We start from the raw sequence: 20,771 nt of genomic DNA, 5'->3' as shown, positions 1-20,771 counted from the left end.
GGCGTCCGACGCTAGCAGCCCGCCTGTGCGGTGCGCCGACCTCACTGGCGCTCGGCAAGTTCGATGCGGGTGTCGCCGTAGCGTCGCGGCTTGCCCACCGACCAGTGCTGCGGCCAGTCCAGTTCCGCAGCGCCGGCGGGCCGTTCGATCACCGCGAGGGTTCCCGGCGCCGTCCAGCCGTTGTCGGTCAGCAGCGCGAGGACCGTCTCCACCTCGGTGTTCGACAGCTCGTAGGGCGGGTCGGCCACCACCAGATCGGCGGGGCGGGTGGCGGGGCCGGTGAGCACGGTGGCCACGGCTGCGCGGCGCACGACGGCACCGGCGGCGCCCAGCGCGGCGATGTTGCGTTCGATCACCGCGGCCGCTTTGGCGTCGGACTCGACGAGCAGCACCGACGCCGCGCCGCGCGACAACGCCTCGAGTCCGAGCGCACCGCTGCCGGCGTACAGATCGAGCACACGGATGCCGTCGAAATCGAGTCGCGCCGCCAGCAGATTGAACAGCGACTCTCGCACCCGGTCGGTGGTCGGGCGGGTGCCACGCCCGGACTTGTGCTGCGGCACCGCGATTCGTCGGCCTCCGAACGTGCCGGCGATGATGCGGGTCAGTTCACCACCACCAGCAGATCCCCGCCCTCCACCTGGGCGGTGGCTCCGACGGCGACCCGTTCGACGGTGCCGGCCTTGGGCGCGGTGATCGCCGCTTCCATCTTCATCGCCTCGATGGTTGCGATGGTCTGTCCTGCGCTCACCGAATCACCTTCTGCCACAGTCACACTCACCACACCCGCGAACGGGGCCGCGACGTGGTCGGGATTCTTGCGGTCGGCCTTCTCGGCGGTGGGCACCTCGCTGGCGACGTTGCGGTCCCGCACCACCACTGGGCGCAGCTGACCGTTGATGATGCACATCACCGTGCGCAAACCACGTTCGTCGGCGTCGGAGACGGCTTCCAGACCGATGAGCAACTCGACGCCACGCTCGAGCGTGACGCGGTGTTCCTCACCGTGCCGCAGCCCGTAGAAGAACTGGTTGGCCGACAGGCTCGACGTGTCGCCGTAGAGCTCTCGGTGGGCCTCGTATTCCTTGGTGGGTCCTGGGAACAGGAGCCGGTTCAGCGTCGCCTGCCGCTTGGCGCCGGGCTGCGACAACAGATTCTCGTCTTCGGCGCTCAACTCGGTGGGAGGTTTGGCCGGCGCGCGACCGGCCAACGCCTTGCTGCGCAGCGGCTCGGGCCAGCCACCCGGCGGGTCCCCGAGCTCACCACGCAGGAATCCGATCACCGAATCCGGAATGTCGAATCTGTCGGGCTCCGCGGCGAATTCGTCGGCGGTGATCCCGGCGCCCACCAGCGCCAGCGCCAGGTCACCGACCACCTTCGACGACGGCGTCACCTTGACCAGCCGCCCGAGGACGCGGTCGGCCGCCGCATACGCCGCCTCGATGTCTTCGAAGCGGTCACCGAGCCCCAGCGCGATGGCCTGCTGCCGCAGGTTCGACAGCTGCCCGCCCGGGATCTCGTGCCGGTAGACACGACCGGTCGGGGCGGGCGGACCGGCTGCTGCAACATCGAAGGGTGCGTACACCTTTCGCAGCGCCTCCCAATACGGCTCCAGGTCGCACACGGCGTCCAGCGACAACCCGGTGTCGTACTCGGTGTGCGCTGCGGCCGCGACGATCGAACTGAGCGCAGGCTGGCTGGTGGTGCCCGCCAACGGCGCCGAAGCACCGTCGACAGCGCTGGCGCCGGCTTGCCAGGCCGCCAGGTAGGTGGCCAGCTGACCGCCCGGGGTGTCGTGGGTGTGCACATGCACCGGCAGGTCGAAGCGGCTGCGCAGCGCGCGGACCAGGGTGGCAGCGGCGGGCGGACGCAGCAGCCCGGCCATGTCCTTGATCGCCAGCACATGGGCGCCGGCCTCGACGATCTGCTCGGCCAGACGCAGGTAGTAGTCCAGCGTGTATAGGGTCTCGGCGGGGTCGGACAGGTCGCCGGTGTAGCTCATCGCGACTTCGGCGACGGCCGTGCCGGTTTCCCGCACCGCGTCGATGGCCGGACGCATCGACTCGACGTTGTTGAGCGCGTCGAAGATGCGGTAGATGTCGATGCCCGTCGCTGTGGCTTCCTGCACGAACGCGTGGGTGACCTCCTCGGGGTACGGGGTGTACCCGACGGTGTTGCGGCCGCGCAGCAGCATCTGCAGGCAGACGTTGGGCACCGCTTCGCGCAGCGCCGCCAGCCGTTCCCACGGGTCTTCCTTCAGGAACCGCAGCGCCACATCGTAGGTCGCGCCGCCCCAGCATTCGATCGAGAGCAGCTGCGGGGTCATTCGCGCGATGTACGGGGCAACCATCAGCAGGCCGGATGTCCGGATCCGGGTGGCCAGCAGCGACTGGTGGGCATCGCGGAAGGTGGTGTCGGTGACGCCGACGGAGCGGGATTCGCGCATCCACCGGGCGAAGCCTTCCGGGCCGACTTCGGTGAGCAGGTGCTTGCTCCCCCGCGGCGGCATGCTGTCGAGATCGATCTGCGGCAGCTTGTCCTGCGCGTAGACCGCCGACTGCCGCGGGCCGTGCGGCTGGTTGACGGTCACATCGGCCAGATAGTTCAGGATCTTGGTGCCGCGGTCGGCAGTCGTGCGCGCGGTGAGCAGGTAGGGACGATCGTCGATGAACGATGTGTTGATCTGGCCGGCCCGGAAATCGGGGTCGTCGATGACAGCCTGCAGGAACGGAATGTTCGTCGACACACCGCGGACGCGGAACTCCGCCAACGCGCGGTGGGCCCGCGCCGCTGCGGCATCGAAATCCCTTCCGCGACAAGTCAATTTGACCAGCATCGAGTCGAAGTGGGCGCCGATCTCGGCACCCAGGTGCGTTCCACCGTCGAGCCGGATACCGGCACCGCCGGGCGAGCGGTACGCGGTGATCCGGCCGGTGTCCGGGCGGAACCCGTTGGCCGGGTCCTCGGTGGTGATCCGGCACTGCATCGCGAAGCCCCGTGGCGCGGTCAGCATGTCCTGGCCCAGTCCCAGGTCGGCCAGCGTCTCCCCCGCAGCGATACGCAGCTGGCTGGCGACCAGGTCGACGTCGGTGATCTCCTCGGTGACGGTGTGTTCGACCTGGATGCGCGGATTGCACTCGATGAAGACGTGGTGCCCGCGCTCGTCGAGCAGGAACTCGACGGTGCCGGCACAGGTGTAGCCGATCTGACGGGCGAACGCGACGGCGTCGTCGCAGATCCTGGCCCGCAGTTCCTCGGGCAGGTTCGGGGCCGGCGCCAGCTCGATCACCTTCTGGTGCCTGCGCTGCACGCTGCAGTCGCGCTCGAACAGGTGCATGATGTTGCCGGCGGTGTCGGCGAGGATCTGGACCTCGATGTGCCGGGGACGCACGACAGCCTGTTCGAGGTAGACGGTCGGATCACCGAACGCCGACTCGGCTTCGCGGCTGGCCGCCTCGATCGCCTCGACCAGGGCGTCGCGCTCGGTCACGCGGCGCATGCCGCGCCCGCCGCCGCCGGAGACCGCCTTCACGAACAGGGGGAACTCCATCGACTCGGCGGCCGCGACCAGCTCGTCGACCGACGACGACGGCTCCGAGGACTCGAGCACCGGCAGGCCTGCTGCGCGTGCCGCTTCGATGGCGCGGGCCTTGTTGCCGGTCAGTTCGAGGACGTCGGCGCCGGGGCCGACGAACGTGATGCCCGCCGCCGCGCATGCGGCGGCCAGTTCGGGGTTCTCCGACATGAAGCCGTACCCGGGATAGACCGCGTCGGCACCGGCGGCCACGGCCACCCGCATGATCTCGTCGACGGACAGGTAGGCCCGCACCGGATGGCCGGTCTCGCCGATCTGATAGGACTCGTCGGCTTTGAGTCGATGCAGCGAATTGCGGTCCTCGTACGGGTACACCGCGACGGTCGCGATGCCCATCTCGTAGGCGGCGCGGAACGCGCGGATGGCGATCTCACCACGATTGGCGACAAGGACTTTGGAGATCCGACCGGTCACGGTTCACCTTAACCTCGCAGGTCAACCTCACAGAAGCCGGCGTCGCCGGTGTGAAGAGAACGCTTGGTCACAGCAGCGTCGACCAGTAGCTCCAGAACCGCTCGAGGATCAGCAACAAGACCGCGGTGAACCACAGCGCCACCAGCGACCAGCGCCAGGTGTGCAGGGTCCTGACCACGGCGTTGCCGGACAGGTGCGGACGCAGCGCCACCACCGTGGTGACCACCAGCAGCGGCACCATCACCGCCCACACGACCATGCAGTACGGGCACAGCGCGCCGATGCGGTACAGGCTCTGGAAGATCAGCCAGTGCACGAACACCGTACCCAGCAACGAGCCCACGGCCAGGCCACCCCAGTACCAGCGGGGCAGCCGAACGTTGGCCAGGGCCAGCACCCCGGTGACCACGACGACGGTGAACGACACGATGCCGATGAGCGGGTTCGGGAAACCGAAGAGCGAGGCCTGCGGAGTGACCATCACCGAGCCGCACGACAGCACCGGGTTGATGCTGCAGGACGGGATGTAGTCGGGGTTGATCAGCAGTTCGATCTTCTCGACGGTGAGCGTCAGCGCTGCCGCCAAGCCGGCGATGCCGGCGATCAACACCCACAGCGCGCTGCTGCGGGGCACCGCGACCTGAGCCGGGTCGTCGACCGTCGGATCGGTCGATTCGACGGTGTCGGTCGCGGCCGTGGTCATGACGCCGGGACCGGGTCCGCCGCCGGCGGGGCGGCTTCGAGGCCGGGCACGTCGCCGACGATCTCCTTGATCTTCGCGACCAGCGCCTCGGGGGTGCTGTATTGGTAGTCCTCGCCGTTGATGCGCACCGACGGGGTGGACTTGATCCCGGTGGCCGAGGCCAGACCGCGGACCATGTCCTCGTAGGTGCCCTTGTTGATGCAGTCGGGCACGGATCCGGTCACACCGGCCTGGCGGGCCACCTCGATGAGGCGCTTGTTGTCCGGATAGGCAGCGCCGACCTCACCGGGCTGCTGGGCGAAGAGCGCGGCGTGGAAGCGGCGGAACGCGTCGACGGACTCGTCGGCGACGCAGTACGCCGCAGCACCGGCCCGTGACGGGTAGTTCTTGTTCTGCGGCCGATCGAGGATCCCCACCATGTAGTAGTCGGCCGCGATCGCTCCGGCGTCGACGAGCTTGTTGATCGTGGGGCCGAACTGCTGCTCGAACGCCCCGCAGTGCGGGCACAGGAAGTCTTCGTAGATCGACACGACAGCCTTGGGCTCGTCGGTGCCGTCCTTGGTGATGACGCTGTTGGAGGCCACGCGCACCGACTTCGTCTCACCGGCGGTGGGCTTGTCGTCTGCCGACATCACGATGTAGAGGACCAGCGCGACGGCGAACACGACCACGACCGACGTCAGACCGATCTGTACGAAAAGATTGCGCTTGCGATCGGCGGCCTTGAGGTCATACCGCGCGCTCTTCTTGGGTTTGTTCGCCACGTGGAACAGCGTACCGGCGCGTTCGGAGGTGCTTATCCGGTGTGGCTCAGATGCGCCCGCATCGCCGAGATCACCTCTTTGACCGCGATGGCGCTGTCTCCGCCCAGCGGGAAGAAGTTGGCGAACCCGTGGATCAGTGAGCCGTACTCGCGGAAGTCGACCGGCGTGCCCGCGGCGCGCAGCGCCTCGGCGTAGAGCCTGCCCTCGTCTCGCAGCGGGTCGAAGCCGGCGGTGACGAGCAGCGCCGGGGCCAGTCCCGACAGGTCGTCGGCCAGCAGCGGCGACACCCGGGGATCGCCGGTCGTCACCTCCGCACCGTCGAGAAGACAGGCGGTGAACCAGTCGATGTCGTGCTGGGTCAGGAAGAAACCGTTCGAGAACAGGGTCCGCGACCGGGTCTGGCCCGCGTAGTCGGTCACCGGGTAGAACAGCAGCTGCAGCGCCGGCTGCGGCACACCTTGTTCGCGGGCGCGCAATGTCACCAATGCCGACAGGTTCGCTCCGGCGCTGTCGCCGCCGACGGCGACGCGTCGCGGATCTGCGCCCAGTTCGGCCGCGTGGGCGAGCGCCCATTTGTAGGCCGCGAAGGCGTCCTCGGCGCCGGCCGGCGCCTTGTGCTCCGGCGCCATCCGGTAGTCCACCGACAGGACATGGACTCGTCCGGCGCGGCAGATCTCGCGGCACAGGTCATCGTGGGAGTCGATGCTGCCGATCACGTGACCGCCACCGTGGAAGAACACCAGCAGCGGTGCGTCGGCCGCGTCGGTCCGGTAATGCCGGGCGTCCCGCAGCCCCTCGGCGCCGTCGACCGTGAGATCGCTCACCCCGGCGACCGGGATGTGCTGCCGGAAGCCGTCTGCCAACTGTTCGAGCTGGGCCCGCGCGACGACGGGATCGTCGTCCCCGACCAGCCCGTCCAAACCCATCATCTGCTGCCCCGCCAGCATCAACTGCATGGTGACGTCGAGGGTGTTGCCATCGATGACCACGGCACGTCCACCCAACATCAGCCGCTTGAGACGGTCGGGAACATGAGGCATCGCGCGCAGGGTCAGGCCGGCGAACTTGTTGGTCAGGGTCTCCCTGGCGGAGAACTCGGCCGCCGACGGTCGCACGGTCTGCCGTTCAACGGTGGTCATGGTTGCTCCCTCCCAGGTCCGGCGCAGGTTCGCCGCCCGGCGCACACAATCGGGCGTCAGCCTACGACGTGCCGCACCGCCCTACGATGATTAGGTCGGTATGGGCGGCGGCAATATAGTCATGCGCGAGCATTCCACTTCAGAGAAGAAGGTGACATGACTTCGGCGGCCGCGATCCCCACGGTGACTCTCAACGACGGCCACATGCTGCCGTTACTCGGCCTCGGAGTCGGTGAGTTGTCCGAAGCCGACGCCGAGCGTTCGGTCGCGTCTGCACTCGAAGCCGGCTACCGGCTGATCGACACCGCAGCCGCCTACGGCAACGAGGCGGCGGTCGGACGCGCCATCAAAGCGTCGGGCGTCCCGCGCGAGGAAGTTTTCGTCACCACCAAGCTCGCTCCTGAGGATCTGGGTTTCAAGTCGTCCCGCGACGCTCTGTCCGCCTCCCTCGAGCGGCTGGGTCTGGAGTACGTCGATCTCTACCTGATCCACTGGCCCGCCGGTGAGCAGGGCAAGTACGTCGACAGCTGGGGCGGGATGATGCGGGCCAAGGAGGACGGCGACACGCGTTCGATCGGGGTGTCGAACTTCCACGCCCATCATCTCGACGACATCATCAGCCTGTCGTTCTTCACCCCCGCGGTCAACCAGATCGAGCTGCACCCGCTGCTCAACCAGGCGGAGCTGCGCGCGGTCAACGCCGAGCACGGCATCGTCACCCAGGCCTACGGCCCGCTCGGCGTGGGTCGCCTGCTGGACCACCCCGCGGTCACCAGCGTCGCCGAAGCCCACGGAAAGACCCCCGCGCAGGTGCTGCTGCGGTGGAACCTGCAACTGGGCAACGCGGTCGTCACCCGCTCCTCGTCGGCGGAGCGCATCAAATCGAACCTCGAGGTCTTCGCCTTCGAACTCACCGACGAGCAGATGACCGCACTCAACGGTCTCGACGAGGGCACCCGGTTCCGTCCCGACCCGGACACCTACACCGGCAACTGATTCCGCTGTCGGGTACCCGCCGTCGCGCTGCTGCAGCGCTCCTCGGCGCCTGAGGTCGCTTGCCGATCTCCTCCACGGATCTGCTGTCCAGGGCTGTGCCGGCTGCGCCGCACCGCAGCCCGCGCGCCGACCGTTTTCTTGCCTTCCGAATCCGTTGCGCCGCACACGGTTCCCGTCGGCGGACGGGTAGGCGCGGTGCGGACGCGAGAAGCCAGGTGGTTACGGTGATCTTTCCGACCGGTCGATCGAACGGAGAGAGCGCGATGGACGAACGCACCTACGAGACGGGTCGCGCCATCCGCCGCGCGGTCCTGGGCGCCGAGTATGTCGACAAGGCCGCTGCGCAGGCCGACGACTTCTCGGCCCCGCTGCAGGATCTGGTCACCGAATACTGCTGGGGCGCGGTGTGGGGACGCGAAGGCCTGACACGGCAGACCCGCAGCATGCTCAACCTGGCCATGTTGGCGGTGCTCAACCGACCGCACGAGTTGCGCACCCATCTGCGCGGAGCGCTGACCAACGGGGTCACCCGCGAGGAGATCCGCGAGGTCCTCCTCCAGGTCGGCGTCTACGCCGGGATCCCGGCCGCCGTCGACAGTTTCCGTGTGGCACGCGAGGTCTTCGCAGAGCTGGACGAACAATGAGCACGGGGCCGCTCGGTTTCATCGGGTTGGGCAACATGGGCTTCCCGATGATGCGGCGCCTGCTTGCCGCAGGTCACCGGGTCGTCGTCCACGACATCAACCGCGACACGATGGATCGTGCCGTCGCGGCCGGCGCCGTGGCTGCGGACTCGGCGCGCGAGGTGGGCGAGCAGGCCGAGACAGTGCTGGCCAGCCTGCCCACTCCGCAGGTGTCGTCGCGGGTGGTCGCCGAAGTGGCTCCGGCACAACGAATTCGGCGTTTTGTGGACTTGTCGACGGTGGGTGGGCAAGCGGCGCAACGCAATCACGACGCGCTGACCGCGCAGGGCGTGTCAGCCCTGGACAGTCCGGTCAGCGGCGGGGTGCACGGCGCCGAGGCCGGCACGCTGGCCGTGATGGTCTCGGGGCCGCGTGCCGAGTTCGACGCACTGACCGACGTGTACGCGACGCTGGGCCGGGCGATCTTCGTCTCGGAGCAACCGGGCGCCGCGCAGACCATGAAGCTGATCAACAACATGATGGCGGCGACCACGCTGGCCGCGACCGCCGAGGCGATGGTGATGGGCGCCAAGGCCGGGCTGGACCCGCAGGTGATGGTCGACGTGCTCAACGCCGGGTCCGGCGGCACCCACGCCAGCCGCGACAAGTTCCCCCGCGCGGTACTGCCGCGGACGTTCGACTACGGGTTCGCGACGGGTCTGATGCACAAGGACGTCGCGCTCTACCTCGCCGAGGCCAGGGCGCTCGGCACGCCGGTGCAGGTCGCCGAGTTGATGGCCCGGATCTGGGAGACGACGGAACATCTGCACGGTCCGGACTCCGACTTCACGTGCGTGGTCAAGCCCATGGAGAAGGCCGCCGGTGTGGTCGTCGGTGACGCGGTCACCGAGACGGACACGTCTGCGCCGCGTCGGTGAGCACCGGCACCGAGGGCGCATCCACAGGTAATCCATACCCTCGCAACACCGCAACGAACTGCATCGCGTACTGACAGTGGAACGCCTCGTTGGGCGGCATCCACAGCGCGGGTTCCTTGTCGCCCTTGTCCTGATTGGCCGAACCGTCGACGGCCAGCAGGTTGGCCGGGTCGTTGGCGAAGCGGGCGCGCATCTCCTCCGTCCAGGCGCGTGCACCCATGTCCCACGCATACGCCAGCGGAACCAGGTGGTCGATCTGCACCGCCGCACCGGTCTGCGCGCCGCGCACGAACGGCACCGTCGCGCTGGTGTACGGGTCCAGCAGGGTGCCGGTGGCCACCGCGGTCGGACAGCGCGAGATCGCCGTGTACGTCTTGTCGATCAGGTCGCGCTCCAGGATGTCGTTACGCGTGTCGCAACCGTTGCGCCCGCCGGGCGCGCTGGTGTCGTCGGTCCAGGACTCGCCGAACGCGTCGCGGCGGTAATCGTGACTGCGCACCCGCGCGTCGATCTGCGCGACACCGGCCAGGACGTCGACACCGGGTGCGACCGTGGGAAGTTCGGCGTGCGCGATGTGCTCCGCCGGCCGTTGCGCGGCGGTCACCTGGTAGGCGACGACCACGGCGAGCACCGTGGCCACCGCGAGCCACAGCGCGTGCTTGCGGGTCACGACATGTCCAGGAACTGCACGCGGTCGGTATCGGTGAAGGGCGCCGACAGCGCGGCCATGCCCGCATGATCGGGATCGGACTCGTAGACGGACTCGCACAACTCGCGGGCGGCCAGGATGATCTCGAGATGGTGGGCCAGCGACAGGAACCGCAACGACATGGCTCTTCCGGACTGGTGATACCCGAGTACGTCGCCTTCGCTGCGCTCCTGCAGATCCAGGTCGGCCAGGGCGAAGCCGTCGAGCGTGCCGGCCACCGCGCGCAAGCGTTGCCCCGCTTTGGATGTCTCCGGCAGGTTGGTGGCCAGCAGGCACAGGCTGGGGTGCTGACCACGCCCGATGCGTCCGCGCAGCTGGTGCAACTGGCTGATGCCGAATCGGTCGGCATCCATCACCACCATCACGGTGGCGTTGGGAACGTCCACCCCGACCTCGATGACCGTGGTGCACACCAGCACGTCGATCTCCCCGCCCCGGAACGCGGCCATCACCGCGTCCTTCTCGTCGCTGGGCAGCCGGCCGTGCATGAGCCCGAGACGCAACCCTGCCAGGGGACCGCGCTGCAGCCGCGCGAACAACTCCACGACGGTCACCGGCGGTGGCCCTCCCGATTGTTCTTGCGCTTCAGCCTTTTTCGTGTTCTTCGCCTTGGGCTTGTCGGCTTCTTTGGTCGTGTCGGCCGCGCCGGGTTGATCGGCTTCGTCGATACGTGACGCGACGACGTACGCCTGACGACCGGCGCGTACCTCTTCGTTGATGCGGGCCCACGCGCGGTCCAGCCAGCTCGGCTTCTCCCGGACGAAAATGGTGTTGGTGGCGATGGGCTGCCGACCGCGAGGCAGTTCCCGCAGCGTCGAGGTCTCCAGGTCACCGTAGACGGTCAGTGCCACCGTGCGCGGGATCGGCGTGGCCGTCATCACCAACAGATGCGGGGTGACGCCCTCAGGGGCCTTGGCGCGCAGGCGATCTCGTTGCGCCACCCCGAAGCGGTGCTGTTCGTCGACGACGACCATGCCCAGTCGGTGGAACTCCACCGCATCCTGCAGCAGCGCGTGGGTGCCGATCACGATGCCGGCCTGTCCGGACGCGACCACCGCACGCACCTCGCGCTTCTGGGGCGCCGACATCGACCCCGTCAGCAGCGCGATCTGTGTCGCGTCGTCGGCGCCGCCGAGTTCGCCGGCCATGCCGAGCGGCCCGAGCATGGCGCGGATGGACTGGGCGTGTTGGGCGGCAAGCACTTCGGTGGGCGCCAGCAGCGCGCACTGGTAGCCGGCGTCGACCATCTGCAGCATGGCCAGCAGCGACACGATGGTCTTGCCGGACCCCACTTCTCCTTGCAGCATGCGGTTCATCGGTCGCGTGGCGGCCATCTCCCGCGACAGCACGTCGAGCACCTCGCGCTGCCCCGCGGTCAATTCGAACGGCAGTTGCGCGCCCATCGCGGCCGCCAGGCCGTCGTCGCGACGCGCAGCGACCGGGCCGGTGCCGTGCAGATCCCGATGGCGGCGCACGACCAGCCCCCACTGCAGGCCCACGGCTTCGTCGTAGGTCAACCGGTCGATCGCCCGGGCCCGATCGTGCTGGTTCTCGGCGAGATGGACGGCCCGCAGCGCGTCGTTCTCCGACATCAGATCGTGTTCGCGCACAAACCAGTCCGGCAACGGCTCGGCGACCGGGTCCAACACCGCGAGCAGTTGCCGCAGGCATGCGTAGATCTCCCAGGTCTGCACCTTCGCGCTGGCCGGGTAGATCGGGAAGAACTCACGCTCGAACTCGGCGAGCAGATCCTCACCGCTGGCACCGGCCGCCGAGGCGATGGCCGCCAGCGACTTGGTTCCCCCGGTGCGCCCCTCGGGCGAATCGAGGACCAGAAACGCCGGGTGGGTCAGCTGCAACACACCGCGGTAATAGCCGACCACCCCGGAGAGCATCACCTTCGCGCCCTCGACGAGTTGGCGTTTGAGGAACTTGGCGTTGAAGAACGTGGCGGTCACCTTCGGCCGCCGATGGCCCAACGTGACCACCAGGAACTCGCGTCTGGGGGTGCGGGTGGTGAATTTCGGCTCGGCCTTGGTGATGACATCGATGAACGTGACGTGCTCACCCTCTTCGAGGTCGAGTTCCTCTCCTTCGCCACGCACCGTCATCGCGTCGCTGTACTTGCGCGGAAAATAACGCAGCAGGTCTTCGACGGTGCGCAGGCCGAGGTGCTCCTCGAGCTGATCGGCGGCCTTGCGACCGATCACGAAGTCCAGGCGGTCACCCAGGGTCGCCATGTCACTCGACTCCGATCAGCAGCGCGTCGCCGCGGTGCCCGGTGTGGAACACCGACAGTTCGGTGCCCGGGTGCTGCCGGTGTACGTGTGCGGCGAGCGCGTCGCCGACGGTCCCGTCCACGCCGGCCCCGAGGAGCACGGTGACCAGTTCCCCGCCGGCGGCCAACAACAGATCCATCAGCCCGGCGGCGGCGGCGACAACGCCGTCTCCGACGATCACCACCTCGTCACCGGCGATGGCCAGCCCGTCGCCGGGCCGGCAGCTGCCCGCCCATGTCAACGCCTCCTCGGTGGCCACGCGCACAGAGCCGCAGCGGGCCGCACCTGCGGCGCGGGCCATCGTGTACCCGTCGTCGACCAGTGGACGGCCGGGGTCGTGCACCGCCAACGCGGCCAGTCCCTGCACCATCGATCCCGTCGGCACCGGGGCCATCACGATCCCCCAGTCCGAGGCGACCGTCCAGCCGGCCAGCAGTTCCTCGGCGGCCACGTAGCCGTTGGGCAGGACGACCACCTGCGCAGCGCCGGTGTTGACCAGCGCGTGCAACAGCTGATGCGCGCTGATCGGGACTTCCGGGTCGAGGTGAAGCACCTGCGCGCCCTCGGCACCGAACAATCGCTCGGCGCCGTCGCCGTCGACGATCGCGAGCACCGCACGCTCCCGAGTCCAGGCGCCGGCGCCCTGGCGGCCGCCGTGCAAGGAGGTGATCTGGATGTTGCTGGGTGTCCCGAACCGCAGCGCGGCCTCCACGGCGGCGCCGGCGTCGTCGGCGTGGACGTGCACCGAGTACCGGCCGGGACTGCCGTCACCGGAGCCCGACGCCGCGATCGCGACGGACTCCCCGAGCTCGTCGAGACGGGCGCGCAGCGCGTCCACGCCGCCGTCATCGCAGCCGGTCAGCTGGTACATGACCTCGAACGCAAGTGTCCCCTCCGGCGGAGACGCAGACCCCGTGCCGCGGGTGGCGGGCTCGTAGGTGCGCCGCCGCGCCACCTGCCCGGTCAGCGTCGCGGTCAGCGCATCGAGCAGGACGAGCAGACCGCGACCGCCCGCGTCGACCACGCCGGCCTCGGCCAGCACGTCGAGTTGGGCGGGTGTGCGGTCGAGCGCGTCGGCGGCGGCCTGACCGACCGCGGCCACCACCTCACCCAGCACGGCACGCTCGCCGACGGCCTGCTCGGCGGCGGTCGCGGCGGCCTGCAGCACCGACACGATGGTCCCGTCGACCGCTTCCCCCATCGAGGTCACCACCAGGTCCACGGCGTGCCGCAGCGCCGCGGCCAGCAGTGCGCCGTCGACCTCGACCAGCACGCCGCCGCGGGCGGCGGCCGCAGCGGCCGCCACGTCGGCCAGGGCTCGCAGGATCTGCGACAGGATGACCCCGGAATTGCCGCGCGCGCCGCGCAGTGCACCGTCGGCCATCGCAGCGATCAGCGCGGCCACGTCGTCGGTGCTCTCGACGCTGTCGGCCTGGGCCCACGCGGCGCGCATGGTGAACAGCATGTTGGTGCCGGTATCGGCGTCGGCGACCGGAAACACGTTGAGCCGGTTGATCTCGTCGGTGTGGGTGATCAGGTCGGCGACCGCGGAATGCGCCCACCGGCGCAGCGCGGGGGCGTCGAGCCGCCGAGCCGACATCGCACCTCCCACAACATCCGCGGACCGCTGCCGCCGTGGGCGTCAGCCTAGTCAGTGGCGGCGACACCGCCGAAGACCCGACCTCAGCGCTGTGGACGCAGGACGCGGACGATTTTGGTCATTCTCGGTCAGCCGGTATTCTGATCGGGTTGTCGGGTCGCGCCGCCTCGCTGCGGCGCCGAAGACCCGGACCCCAAGTACTGATTCGAGGAGTTTCACATATGGCTGCCGTGTGCGAGATCTGCGGGAAGGGCCCCGGCTTCGGCAAGTCGGTGTCGCACTCCCATCGCCGGACCAGCCGTCGGTGGGACCCGAACATCCAGTCCGTGCGCGCCGTGACGCGCCCGGGCGGCAACAAGCAGCGTGTCAACGTCTGCACCTCCTGCCTCAAGGCCGGCAAGGTCTCGCGCGGCTGAGCGCCCCACACCGTCTGCTCAGGGCAGCCGCCAGTCCACCGGTGCGGCGCCCATCTCCTCGAGCAGGCGATTGGTCCGGCTGAACGGCCGGGACCCGAAGAATCCGCGTGACGCCGACAGCGGCGACGGATGCACCGACTCGATCGTGCGGGTGTCGCCCAGCATCGGCTTCAACGTCGCGGCGTCACGTCCCCACAGGACCGCCACCAATGGCCGCCGGCGCGCCACCAACGCGCGGATCGCACATTCGGTGACCGCTTCCCATCCTCTCCCGCGGTGCGACGCCGGCGTTCCCGGCCGCACCGTGAGCACCCGGTTGAGCAGCATCACACCCTGCTGCGCCCACGGGGTCAGATCGCCGTTGCCGGGCTTGGGCAGGCCGAGGTCCTCGCAGTACTCCTTGAAGATGTTGTCCAGGCTGCGCGGCAGCGGGCGGACATCCGGCGCCACTGAGAAGCTCAGTCCGACCGCATGTCCGGGGGTGGGATACGGATCCTGCCCGACGATCAGCACCCGCACGTCGTCGAACGGAAACGTGAACGCGCGCAGCACATTCGCCCCGACCGGCAGATAGCGGTGCCCGGCGGCCAGTTCGGCGCGCAGAAACTCCCCCATCTTGGCGACCTGCGCTTCGACAGGAGCGAGCTCACGGGCCCAGGCGGGATCGATCAGTTCGGTGAGAGGTCGAGCAGTCACGAGGAGCCAACTTAGCGGTCAGTACGACTGCCAGCCCGCAGCCCCGTCCCAGTCGGTGTCGTCAACGCTCACCCGCGCCGGCCCGTCGGCGGTCAGCACCCTTCCCACGACGCGCCACCCGGGGGGAGGCGAGTCCGGGAACGTCGCCACCAGAGCGTGATCCTCCCCGCCACCGAGCACCCAGTGCCGGGGATCGGTGCCCAGCGCAGCGGCAGCCCCGGCCACCGCGTCGATGTCCGCGTCGAACGCATCGACGGCCAGATCGATGTGCACCCCGGAGGCGGCTGCGACGTGGGCGAGGTCGGCGACCAGACCGTCGGACACGTCGATCATCGCGGTGGCGCCGTGTTGCGCGGCGATCCGGCCCTGGCCGTAGGGCGGTTCTGGTACGAGGTGGCGACGGCGCAACTCGGGGAAACTGTCGATCTCGTTGGCCCACAACGCATAACCAGCTGCGGACCGGCCCAGTTCGCCGCAGACCGCCACGGTGTCGCCGGGTCGGGCGCCGTTGCGCTGCACGGCGGCTCGCCCCTCGAGATCCCCCATCGCCGCCACCGAGATCACCCACAGCGGGGCCCGCACCATGTCACCGCCCACCACACCGGCGTCGGTCAGGTCGGCCTCGTGCCACATGCCGTCGGCCACTTCGACGGCATGGGCCGTGCTGGTCTCGGCCGGGGCGGCGAAGCCCACCACGAACGCGGTGGCACGCGCCCCCATCGCTTCGACGTCAGCGGCGTTCTGCGCGATGGCTTTTCGACCGACGTCGTACGGGGTGGACCAGTGCAGGCGGAAATGCCGGTCTTGGACCAGCATGTCGGTGCACAGCACGGCCCGCGCGTCCGGCGCGGCGACCACCGCGGCGTCGTCTCCCGGACCCACCACCACCGAAGGCGGCTGGCGGCGGCCACCGACGAGTCGCTCGATGACGGCGAACTCACCGGATTCGGCCAGCGTCGAGTCGGGCTCGTCGGCTGCCATGTCAGCTCCTCGGGTCGGCGTCCTGGCCTGAACGTCAGGCCGACCTGCGGTAGGTTTGGGCCCTGCGGCGTGGAGTCTATGCAGGCGGACGGAGGGGTGACGGCGTGGTCGAGGCTTTCGTTCTGATCCAGACCGAAGTCGGCCGCGCCGAGGTCGTCGCCAAAGCACTCGCCGGTCTGACGGGGGTGCTCTCGGCGGAGTACGTGACCGGTCCGTATGACGTCGTCGTGCGCGTCGGTGCGAATACCCTCGAGGACCTGAAATCGACCGTGGTGCCCGCCGTCGCCCAGGTGTCCGGTATCACGCGGACATTGACCTGCCCGATCGCCACCGGAGCGCAGCTCTGAGGTTGGCACGTGGATAGCCGGTCCGGGGACGGACCCCCGCCCAAGGTACTGATTGCCGCGCTGGTCGTGGCGGTCGCCGCCGTCGTGGGCGTGCTCGTCGTCGCTGCCGTGATGCAGCGCCCGGCCGGGCCGGTGCCGGTGTCGGTCGCGGCACTACCGGCCCCGGAGTCGGACAGCGCATCCTGCCGGGACCTGCTCGACGCGCTACCCGACCGGCTCGGCGACTACGCGCGCGCCGAACTGGTGCAGCCGGCCCCGACCGGCGCCGCGGCGTGGCAACGCGATGACGGCAGCGAAGCGGTGATCCTGCGGTGCGGTCTGGACCGACCGGCCGAGTTCGTCGTCGGTGCACCACTTCAGGTGGTCGACGAGGTGTCCTGGCTGCGGATCGCCGAAGACGGCACCGCCGACGCGCGCACGACGTGGTTCGCGGTGGACCGTCCGGTCTACGTCGCGCTGACGCTGCCGGCCGGGTCGGGTCCCGCCCCGATCCAGGCGGTCTCCGATGCCCTCACCGAGGCGCTGCCCCAACGCCCGATCGACCCGGCGCCGGCGCGCTGAGGCGCGCTCAGCGCAGCCCGGTGCCTCGAGCGAGTGCGGTGTCGACCATGGTCGCCAGCAAGGTCGGATAGTCCACGCCGCTGGCCGCCCACATCCGCGGATACATCGAGATGGTGGTGAACCCCGGCATGGTGTTGATCTCGTTGATGACCGGTCCGTGGGGCGTCAGGAAGAAATCGACGCGCGCCAGGCCCTGGCAGTCGATGGCGGCGAAGGCCTGGACCGACAGCGCGCGGATCTCCTCGGCGACCCGGTCGTCGACCTTGGCCGGGACGTCGAGTTCGGCGGCATCGGCCAGATACTTCGTCTGGAAGTCGTAGAACCCGTCCTCCCGGCCGCGCACCCCCGCCACCCGGATCTCGCCGACCGTGCTGGCCTCCACGCGTCCGTCGGGAAACTCCAGTACCCCGCACTCGAGCTCGCGTCCGGGAATGGCAGCTTCGACGATCACCTTCGGGTCGTGACGACGGGCCAGCTCGACGGCAGGGCGCAGGTCATCCCAGGACGTGACGCGGCTGACCCCGATGGACGATCCACCGCGGGCAGGTTTGACGAATACGGGCAGGCCCAGCCGCTCCTGTTCCTCGAACGCCAGCTCGGTGCGACCGTGCCGCAGCACCACGTGGTCACCGACAGGCAGGCCCGCGGCCACCAACAGCTTCTTGGTGAACTCCTTGTCCATGCCCACCGCGCTGGCCAGCACACCCGCCCCGACGTATGGGACACCGGCCAGTTCCAGCAGCCCCTGTATCGTGCCGTCCTCGCCGTACGGACCGTGCAGCACCGGGAACACGACGTCGACGGATGCCAGCATCTGTCCGGCGCCCTCGCCCAGAGACACCAGCTGGCCCTGCCGCTGCGGGTCGGCGGCGAACGTCAGCTCGGTACCGGCGGACGGGTTGACCGCCGGCAGCCTGCCGTCGGTGATGGCCAGGGTCTCGGGCCGGGCGTCGGTCAGCACCCAGGCACCCTCGGTGGAAATGCCCACCGCGATCACCTCGAATCGCTGCGGATCGAGGTTGCGCAGGATGCTGCCTGCCGAAACACACGAGATCGCGTGTTCAGAACTACGTCCGCCGTAGACGACGGCGACGCGGGTGCGGGCACTCACAACCTAGAGAGGCTACCGTCCGTCCCGCAGGACGTTGCCGCGCCGCGACCGGACGGGTCAGCTGCGGGGCAGCGCCTCGTCGAGGTCGGCGAGGATGTCGTCGGTGTCCTCGATGCCCAATGAGATCCGGGCAAAACCGGCGGGCACGGCGTCGCCCCAGCGGGCGCGGCGGTCGACGGAACTGTGGATACCGCCGAAACTGGTCGACGCGACGAGCAGTGCACTGCGCTCGACCAGTGCGTGCACGGTCTGCGCATCGGCGAGTTCGACCGCCACGATGCCGCCGAAGCGGCGCATCTGCACCGTGGCCACCGCATGCGAGCGGTCCTCCGGCAACCCCGGGTAGCGCACCGCGCGCACCGCCGGGTGGGTGCGCAGCATCACCGCGACCGCGGCAGCGTTCTGGCACTGCCGGTCGAACCTCAACCCGAACGTTCCGAGACTGCGCAGCAGCAGCCACGCCTCGAACGCGCCGAGAACCGGGCCGGTGTAGAGCCGTTCGGCCCGCAGCAGGTCCATCAGCTCAGGGTGGTTGCCCGCGGCGTACCCGGCCAGCAGGTCGTGGTGACCTGCCAGGGCCTTGGTGGCACTGGCGACCACGAGGTCGGCGCCCAGCGCCAACGGCTGCTGACCCAGCGGTGTGGCGGTGGTGTTGTCGACGATCAGCGTCGCGCCGCGCGCCCGGCACGTCATCGCCACGCGGTGCAGGTCGACCACGTCCAGGTTCGGGTTCGACGGCGTTTCGGCCAGCACCACATCGGCGTATTCGGCGGCCTCGCCGATCTGGTCCCACCCCGCTTCGACGACCGTGATCCCGCGCGCCCCGAAGTATTCGTGGGCGTAGGCACGGATCTGGTAGTAGCCGTCGGCAGGGACCACCAGGGTGTGTCCTGGTTGCACCGCGACCCGCAGTGCCGCGCTGACCGCCGCCATACCGGAGCCGAAAGACACTGCGTCAGAAGCGCCTTCGAGTTGAGCCAGCGCTGCTTCGAGTTGCCGCCAGGTGGGATTGGAACGTCGCCCGTAGGTGTCCAGCGAGTCGTCCTCGGCGGCGTCGAGATGATAGGCGGCGGCCGGCACGGGATACGGAGCCACCGGCGCGCCCGGAAAGCGTTCGTTGTCGGTCGCTTTCACGCTTCGGGTGGAATCGCCGTAGTGCGCGGTCACCGTGCTACTCCGGTTTGGTGCTGCGCCCCAACAACAGCGCAACAGCCTCGTCGACCGACAGTCCCTTGTGGCACACGCGGTGCACCGCCTCGGTCAAGGGCATCTCGACGTCGTAACTCGAGGCCAGCGCGAGCACCGAGACACAGGACGTGACACCCTCGGCGACATGACCTCCGGTCGCGGCCAGTGCGGCTTCCATCGTGCCTCCGCTGCCCAACCGCTCCCCGAAGGAACGGTTGCGCGAGTGCGGCGACATGCAGGTGGCCACCAGATCACCGATACCCGCCAGGCCCGCCAAGGTCGCCGGCTTGGCCCCCAACGCGATTCCCAGACGCATGATCTCGGCCAGGCCGCGGGTGATGATCGCCGCTGCGGTGTTCTCTCCCAGACCCACGCCGGCGGCCATGCCGCACGCCAGCGCGATGATGTTCTTGCACGCGCCGCCGATCTCGGCTCCGGTGACGTCGGCGTTGGTGTACGGCCGCAGGTATCTGGTGGACAGCGCCCGCTGCAGTGCGACGGCGCGACCGGAATCGGTGCACGCCACCACCGTGGCGGCGGGCTGCTCATGGGCGATCTCGCTGGCCAGGTTCGGTCCACTGACCACCGCCACCCGTCCGGGGTCGGCGCCGGTCACCTGCACGATCACCTGGCTCATCCGCATCAGCGTGTCGAGCTCGATGCCTTTGGCGAGGCTGACCAGAGTCGCGTCGCCCTCGATGAAGCCGGTCCAGCAACCGAGGTTGTCGCGCAGCGTCTGCGACGGCACCGCCAGCAGCACGGTGCACGCTCCGGCGAGCGCATCGGCGGGGTCGCTGGTGGCGCGAATGGATTCGGGCAGAGCGACGTCGAGGTAGTCGTCGTTGCGGTGCGTGCGATTGATCTCGTCGGCCAGCTCGGGACTGCGCGCCCACAGCGTGACGTTGTTCCCGGCATCTGCCAACACCTTCGCCAGAGCGCTCCCCCACGCCCCGGCACCCATCACCGCCGCATCGACCACCGCTTCAGCGTAACGGGCTGGGCGGGGCTGGCAGGATGGCATTCGTGAGCGCGACCGACCCCACTGCGCCCGCCCGACCGCCGGCCCACCAGGCCGACGTCGGTGTGGTCATCGCGGTCAAGTGGCTCCCGGCGGCCAAGACGCGGCTGGCGCCGATGCTTTCGGCGACGGACCGCGAAGGCCTCGTGCTCGCCATGCTCGTCGACACCATCGCCGCCGCCATGGCCGTCCCGGAGGTGCGTTCGGTGCTGGTGGTCACTCCCGACCGCATCGCAGCTGAGGCCGCCGAGCAGGCCGGCGCCCGCGTACTGGCCGACCCCACGCCCGACGGGCACCCCGACCCCCTCAACAACGCGTTGGCTTCGGCGGCCGCACTCGTCAGTCGTGAGGTTCCCAATGTTGTTGCGTTGCAAGGAGATCTGCCTGCACTGCACCCCTACGAGCTCGCCGAGGCGATCACCGCGGCCCGCGCCTGCGGCCGCGGTTTCGTCGCAGACCGGCACGGAGACGGCACGTCGGCGCTCCTGGCGTTCGCCGTGCCGTTGGATCCGCGCTTCGGAGCCGATTCGGCGCACCGGCACCGCTGTTCAGGCGCCGTCGAACTCGACGGTCGGTGGCCCGGTCTGCGCTGTGACATCGACACCCCCGAAGACCTTGCCGCCGCGCACGCGGTCGGGGTGGGCCCAGCCACCGCCAAGGCCATCGCGGCGCAACGGTGAACGTCTGACGGAC

Annotated in this window: 20 protein-coding genes; 7 read left to right on the top strand and 13 right to left on the bottom strand. The window is 69.4% G+C overall.

Going from position 1 to position 20,771, the window contains the following annotated elements:
- Positions 1 to 41: 41 nt before the first annotated feature.
- The 5 genes from rsmD to ACQI46_RS16970 form a co-directional block, all read right to left on the bottom strand.
- Positions 42 to 608 carry a 16S rRNA (guanine(966)-N(2))-methyltransferase RsmD gene (rsmD, locus tag ACQI46_RS16990; protein ID WP_427095335.1) on the bottom strand — a complete coding sequence of 189 codons (567 nt, stop codon included), beginning with the start codon at positions 606 to 608 and terminating at the stop codon, positions 42 to 44.
- Positions 605 to 3,997 carry a pyruvate carboxylase gene (locus tag ACQI46_RS16985; RefSeq protein ID WP_427095334.1) on the bottom strand — a complete coding sequence of 1,131 codons (3,393 nt, stop codon included), beginning with the start codon at positions 3,995 to 3,997 and terminating at the stop codon, positions 605 to 607. Before ACQI46_RS16985 ends, rsmD begins: the two co-directional genes overlap by 4 nt.
- Positions 3,998 to 4,076: 79 nt before the next feature.
- On the bottom strand, positions 4,077 to 4,712 hold the full coding sequence (locus tag ACQI46_RS16980; RefSeq protein WP_427095190.1) for a vitamin K epoxide reductase family protein: 636 nt from the start codon (positions 4,710 to 4,712) through the stop codon (positions 4,077 to 4,079).
- Positions 4,709 to 5,476 (bottom strand): DsbA family protein, encoded by a 768-nt coding sequence (locus tag ACQI46_RS16975; protein WP_427095189.1) that lies wholly within the window; start codon positions 5,474 to 5,476, stop codon positions 4,709 to 4,711. Before ACQI46_RS16975 ends, ACQI46_RS16980 begins: the two co-directional genes overlap by 4 nt.
- A gap of 32 nt (positions 5,477 to 5,508) precedes the next feature.
- Positions 5,509 to 6,615, bottom strand: coding sequence for an alpha/beta hydrolase (locus ACQI46_RS16970; protein ID WP_427095188.1), 1,107 nt, complete (start codon positions 6,613 to 6,615; stop codon positions 5,509 to 5,511).
- A 156-nt stretch (positions 6,616 to 6,771) separates the two neighbouring features.
- Between ACQI46_RS16970 and ACQI46_RS16965 the strand changes: the two genes are divergently transcribed.
- From ACQI46_RS16965 to ACQI46_RS16955, 3 genes are all read left to right on the top strand, one after another.
- Positions 6,772 to 7,611, top strand: coding sequence for an aldo/keto reductase (locus ACQI46_RS16965; RefSeq protein WP_427095187.1), 840 nt, complete (start codon positions 6,772 to 6,774; stop codon positions 7,609 to 7,611).
- 263 nt (positions 7,612 to 7,874) lie between these two features.
- Positions 7,875 to 8,255: a carboxymuconolactone decarboxylase family protein gene (locus ACQI46_RS16960; protein ID WP_427095186.1), complete on the top strand. Its 381-nt coding sequence runs from the start codon at positions 7,875 to 7,877 to the stop codon at positions 8,253 to 8,255.
- Complete coding sequence (locus ACQI46_RS16955; protein ID WP_427095185.1) at positions 8,252 to 9,172, top strand: NAD(P)-dependent oxidoreductase; 921 nt, start codon at positions 8,252 to 8,254, stop codon at positions 9,170 to 9,172. Before ACQI46_RS16960 ends, ACQI46_RS16955 begins: the two co-directional genes overlap by 4 nt.
- Here ACQI46_RS16955 and ACQI46_RS16950 read toward each other — a convergent pair.
- Genes ACQI46_RS16950 through ACQI46_RS16940 form a run of 3 tightly spaced genes read right to left on the bottom strand, consistent with a single transcriptional unit; the run spans position 9,138 to position 13,760 of the window.
- The gene (locus tag ACQI46_RS16950; RefSeq protein WP_427095184.1) at positions 9,138 to 9,842 is read right to left on the bottom strand and encodes an HNH endonuclease family protein; all 705 of its coding nucleotides are present in this window, start codon (positions 9,840 to 9,842) and stop codon (positions 9,138 to 9,140) included. The two genes, ACQI46_RS16955 and ACQI46_RS16950, sit on opposite strands and share 35 nt — an antisense overlap.
- The gene (gene recG / locus ACQI46_RS16945) at positions 9,839 to 12,121 is read right to left on the bottom strand and encodes an ATP-dependent DNA helicase RecG (protein ID WP_427095183.1); all 2,283 of its coding nucleotides are present in this window, start codon (positions 12,119 to 12,121) and stop codon (positions 9,839 to 9,841) included. The genes ACQI46_RS16950 and recG overlap by 4 nt, the downstream gene beginning before the upstream one ends.
- A gap of 1 nt (position 12,122) precedes the next feature.
- Positions 12,123 to 13,760 carry a DAK2 domain-containing protein gene (locus ACQI46_RS16940; RefSeq protein ID WP_427095182.1) on the bottom strand — a complete coding sequence of 546 codons (1,638 nt, stop codon included), beginning with the start codon at positions 13,758 to 13,760 and terminating at the stop codon, positions 12,123 to 12,125.
- Positions 13,761 to 13,981: 221 nt separating this feature from the next.
- Here ACQI46_RS16940 and rpmB point away from each other — a divergent pair, with 221 nt between their 5' ends.
- Positions 13,982 to 14,176, top strand: a complete 195-nt coding sequence (rpmB, locus tag ACQI46_RS16935; RefSeq protein WP_152516595.1) for a 50S ribosomal protein L28 — start codon at positions 13,982 to 13,984, stop codon at positions 14,174 to 14,176.
- A gap of 18 nt (positions 14,177 to 14,194) precedes the next feature.
- Here the strand turns inward: rpmB and ACQI46_RS16930 are convergent, their stop codons facing one another.
- Both ACQI46_RS16930 and ACQI46_RS16925 read right to left on the bottom strand, forming a co-directional pair.
- Complete coding sequence (locus ACQI46_RS16930) at positions 14,195 to 14,872, bottom strand: uracil-DNA glycosylase (protein WP_427095181.1); 678 nt, start codon at positions 14,870 to 14,872, stop codon at positions 14,195 to 14,197.
- An 18-nt stretch (positions 14,873 to 14,890) separates the two neighbouring features.
- Positions 14,891 to 15,853, bottom strand: coding sequence for a thiamine-phosphate kinase (locus ACQI46_RS16925; protein ID WP_427095180.1), 963 nt, complete (start codon positions 15,851 to 15,853; stop codon positions 14,891 to 14,893).
- A 104-nt stretch (positions 15,854 to 15,957) separates the two neighbouring features.
- Between ACQI46_RS16925 and ACQI46_RS16920 the strand changes: the two genes are divergently transcribed.
- Positions 15,958 to 16,200 (top strand): Lrp/AsnC ligand binding domain-containing protein, encoded by a 243-nt coding sequence (locus tag ACQI46_RS16920; protein WP_427095179.1) that lies wholly within the window; start codon positions 15,958 to 15,960, stop codon positions 16,198 to 16,200.
- Positions 16,201 to 16,209: 9 nt separating this feature from the next.
- Positions 16,210 to 16,761, top strand: coding sequence for a DUF3515 domain-containing protein (locus ACQI46_RS16915; protein WP_427095178.1), 552 nt, complete (start codon positions 16,210 to 16,212; stop codon positions 16,759 to 16,761).
- A gap of 7 nt (positions 16,762 to 16,768) precedes the next feature.
- On the opposite strand, the gene ACQI46_RS16910 is transcribed toward ACQI46_RS16915, so the two are convergent.
- Genes ACQI46_RS16910 through ACQI46_RS16900 form a run of 3 tightly spaced genes read right to left on the bottom strand, consistent with a single transcriptional unit; the run spans position 16,769 to position 20,081 of the window.
- On the bottom strand, positions 16,769 to 17,872 hold the full coding sequence (locus ACQI46_RS16910) for a D-alanine--D-alanine ligase family protein (RefSeq protein WP_427095177.1): 1,104 nt from the start codon (positions 17,870 to 17,872) through the stop codon (positions 16,769 to 16,771).
- A 57-nt stretch (positions 17,873 to 17,929) separates the two neighbouring features.
- Positions 17,930 to 19,039: a cystathionine gamma-lyase gene (locus tag ACQI46_RS16905; protein ID WP_427095176.1), complete on the bottom strand. Its 1,110-nt coding sequence runs from the start codon at positions 19,037 to 19,039 to the stop codon at positions 17,930 to 17,932.
- Between the two features lie 4 nt (positions 19,040 to 19,043).
- The gene (locus tag ACQI46_RS16900; protein WP_427095175.1) at positions 19,044 to 20,081 is read right to left on the bottom strand and encodes an NAD(P)H-dependent glycerol-3-phosphate dehydrogenase; all 1,038 of its coding nucleotides are present in this window, start codon (positions 20,079 to 20,081) and stop codon (positions 19,044 to 19,046) included.
- Between ACQI46_RS16900 and cofC the strand changes: the two genes are divergently transcribed.
- A complete protein-coding gene (gene cofC / locus ACQI46_RS16895) occupies positions 20,075 to 20,758 on the top strand; it encodes a 2-phospho-L-lactate guanylyltransferase (protein ID WP_427095174.1) in 684 nt (227 codons plus the stop codon). The genes ACQI46_RS16900 and cofC overlap by 7 nt on opposite strands.
- The last annotated feature ends 13 nt before the right edge of the window (positions 20,759 to 20,771 follow it).

Origin of the sequence: Mycobacterium sp. SMC-4 (genome assembly GCF_050205565.1) — a bacterium.
Lineage (GTDB): Bacteria > Actinomycetota > Actinomycetes > Mycobacteriales > Mycobacteriaceae > Mycobacterium.
Note: the sequence above shows the minus strand (reverse complement) of the source record. Positions and strands in the feature narration are given on the sequence as shown.

Bases quoted from the DNA above. Each gene is read 5' to 3' on its own strand.
- rpmB (WP_152516595.1), top strand. From the start codon at position 13,982: ATGGCTGCCGTGTGCGAGATCTGCGGGAAGGGCCCCGGCTTCGGCAAG.
- ACQI46_RS16970 (WP_427095188.1), bottom strand. From the start codon at position 6,615: ATGACCACCGTTGAACGGCAGACCGTGCGACCGTCGGCGGCCGAGTTC.
- ACQI46_RS16980 (WP_427095190.1), bottom strand. From the start codon at position 4,712: ATGACCACGGCCGCGACCGACACCGTCGAATCGACCGATCCGACGGTC.
- cofC (WP_427095174.1), top strand. From the start codon at position 20,075: ATGGCATTCGTGAGCGCGACCGACCCCACTGCGCCCGCCCGACCGCCG.
- ACQI46_RS16960 (WP_427095186.1), top strand. From the start codon at position 7,875: ATGGACGAACGCACCTACGAGACGGGTCGCGCCATCCGCCGCGCGGTC.
- ACQI46_RS16925 (WP_427095180.1), bottom strand. From the start codon at position 15,853: ATGGCAGCCGACGAGCCCGACTCGACGCTGGCCGAATCCGGTGAGTTC.
- ACQI46_RS16965 (WP_427095187.1), top strand. From the start codon at position 6,772: ATGACTTCGGCGGCCGCGATCCCCACGGTGACTCTCAACGACGGCCAC.
- ACQI46_RS16940 (WP_427095182.1), bottom strand. From the start codon at position 13,760: ATGTCGGCTCGGCGGCTCGACGCCCCCGCGCTGCGCCGGTGGGCGCAT.
- recG (WP_427095183.1), bottom strand. From the start codon at position 12,121: ATGGCGACCCTGGGTGACCGCCTGGACTTCGTGATCGGTCGCAAGGCC.
- ACQI46_RS16900 (WP_427095175.1), bottom strand. From the start codon at position 20,081: ATGCCATCCTGCCAGCCCCGCCCAGCCCGTTACGCTGAAGCGGTGGTC.
- ACQI46_RS16955 (WP_427095185.1), top strand. From the start codon at position 8,252: ATGAGCACGGGGCCGCTCGGTTTCATCGGGTTGGGCAACATGGGCTTC.